Origin of the sequence: Ramlibacter tataouinensis (assembly GCF_001580455.1) — a bacterium.
Taxonomy (GTDB): domain Bacteria; phylum Pseudomonadota; class Gammaproteobacteria; order Burkholderiales; family Burkholderiaceae_C; genus Ramlibacter; species Ramlibacter tataouinensis_B.
Genome location: NZ_CP010951.1, coordinates 2,500,001 through 2,502,500, shown reverse-complemented (window position 1 = coordinate 2,502,500; position 2,500 = coordinate 2,500,001). Strand labels below are relative to the sequence as shown.

3 rRNA genes (2 of these 3 cut by a window edge) are annotated in these 2,500 nt (G+C 52.1%); all 3 read right to left on the bottom strand.

Going from position 1 to position 2,500, the window contains the following annotated elements:
• Window positions 1-30: ribosomal RNA gene (locus UC35_RS12095) — 16S ribosomal RNA — on the bottom strand (it extends 1,505 nt beyond the left edge of the window).
• Window positions 31-332: 302 nt separating this feature from the next.
• A 5S ribosomal RNA gene (gene rrf, locus UC35_RS12090) occupies window positions 333-445 on the bottom strand.
• Between the two features lie 111 nt (window positions 446-556).
• Window positions 557-2,500, bottom strand: a 23S ribosomal RNA gene (locus tag UC35_RS12085) (it continues 930 nt past the right edge of the window).

Genomic DNA, 2,500 nt, shown 5'->3' with positions numbered 1-2,500 from the left:
AATCTGAGCCAGGATCAAACTCTACAGTTCGATCTTGATTTTTGCTCATAGGAATCGAAGTGAACTTCACTTCTCTTCATGAGCGTTTAAAGGTCTTGCGACCTAGTTCCGAAGAACTTGGCAATCGCCTTCAAACGCCCACGCTTATCGGCTGTATGTTTTTAACGAACCTTCGACTACCCGCTCCAGCTTCGCGCCTTCGCTTCGTCTCTTGCTACTGCTGCGATCAGCAGAGCCTTGAATTCTAGCACGCTTTTTGCGTTCTCATCAAAACTCTTTTCAGAGCTCTGATGAAAACGCCCCGTCGTTAGACGGGGCGTCTCGCTGTAATAGCCTGACGATGTCCTACTTTCACACGGGAATCCGCACTATCATCGGCGCAGAGGCGTTTCACTGTCCTGTTCGGGATGGGAAGGAGTGGGACCACCTCGCTATGGTCATCAGGCATAACTTTTTGCCGGCCTGACTGGGTCAGGACGACCAATTCATAGAGCAAATCAGCTTATTTAGATTGCGTCACTTGGCATAACAACCTGACCGATTCGGTCAAAGTTATAGGGTCAAGCCGCACGAGCAATTAGTACTGGTTAGCTTAACGCATTACTGCGCTTCCACACCCAGCCTATCAACGTCCTGGTCTTGAACGACTCTTTAGGGGGCTCGAGGCCCCGGCAGATCTCATCTTAGAACGAGTTTCCCGCTTAGATGCTTTCAGCGGTTATCTCTTCCGCACTTAGCTACTCGGCAATGCCACTGGCGTGACAACCGATACACCAGAGGTGCGTCCACTCCGGTCCTCTCGTACTAGGAGCAGGCTTCTTCAAATCTGCAGCGCCCACGGAAGATAGGGACCAAACTGTCTCACGACGTTTTAAACCCAGCTCACGTACCTCTTTAAATGGCGAACAGCCATACCCTTGGGACCGGCTACAGCCCCAGGATGAGATGAGCCGACATCGAGGTGCCAAACACCGCCGTCGATATGAACTCTTGGGCGGTATCAGCCTGTTATCCCCAGAGTACCTTTTATCCGTTGAGCGATGGCCCTTCCATACAGAACCACCGGATCACTATGTCCTGCTTTCGCATCTGCTCGACTTGTCGGTCTCGCAGTTAAGCACGCTTATGCCATTGCACTATCGTCACGATGTCCGACCGTAACTAGCGTACCTTCGAACTCCTCCGTTACGCTTTGGGAGGAGACCGCCCCAGTCAAACTGCCTACCATGCACTGTCCCCGACCCGGTTAACGGGCCTAGGTTAGAACCTCAAACGCACCAGGGTGGTATTTCAACGTTGGCTCCATGCGATCTAGCGACCGCACTTCAAAGCCTCCCACCTATCCTACACAGATCCGTTCAAAGTCCAATACAAAGCTACAGTAAAGGTTCATGGGGTCTTTCCGTCTTTCCGCGGGGAGATTGCATCATCACAAACATTTCAACTTCGCTGAGTCTCAGGAGGAGACAGTGTGGCCATCGTTACGCCATTCGTGCAGGTCGGAACTTACCCGACAAGGAATTTCGCTACCTTAGGACCGTTATAGTTACGGCCGCCGTTTACTGGGACTTCAATCAAGAGCTTGCACCCCATCATTTAATCTTCCAGCACCGGGCAGGCGTCACACCCTATACGTCCACTTTCGTGTTTGCAGAGTGCTGTGTTTTTATTAAACAGTCGCAGCCACCGATTTTTTGCAACCTCATTGGGCTCCATCCGCGAGGGACTTCACCTACTAAAGGCACACCTTCTTCCGAAGTTACGGTGTCAATTTGCCGAGTTCCTTCTCCTGAGTTCTCTCAAGCGCCTTAGAATACTCATCTCGCGCACCAGTGTCGGTTTGCGGTACGGTCGTGTGCAGCTGGAGCTTAGTGGCTTTTCCTGGAAGCAGGGTATCACTCACTTCGGCGGCAAGCCGCCTCGTTATCACCTCTCATCTAAGCCCGGCGGATTTACCTACCAGGCACGACTACAGGCTTGAACAGACACATCCAACAGTCTGCTGAGTTAACCTTCTCCGTCCCCACATCGCACTGCACATCGGTACAGGAATATTGACCTGTTTCCCATCAGCTACGCATCTCTGCCTCGCCTTAGGGGCCGACTCACTCTACGCCGATGAACGTTGCGTAGAAAACCTTGCGCTTACGGCGAGCGGGCTTTTCACCCGCTTTAACGCTACTCATGTCAGCATTCGCACTTCTGATACCTCCAGCACGCTTTACAACGCACCTTCACAGGCTTACAGAACGCTCTCCTACCACGCACATTGCTGTGCATCCGCAGCTTCGGTAACTGGCTTAGCCCCGTTACATCTTCCGCGCAGGACGACTCGATCAGTGAGCTATTACGCTTTCTTTAAATGATGGCTGCTTCTAAGCCAACATCCTGACTGTTTTAGCCTTCCCACTTCGTTTCCCACTTAGCCAATTTTAGGGACCTTAGCTGGCGGTCTGGGTTGTTTCCCTCTTGAGTCCGGACGTTAGCACCCGGTGCTCTG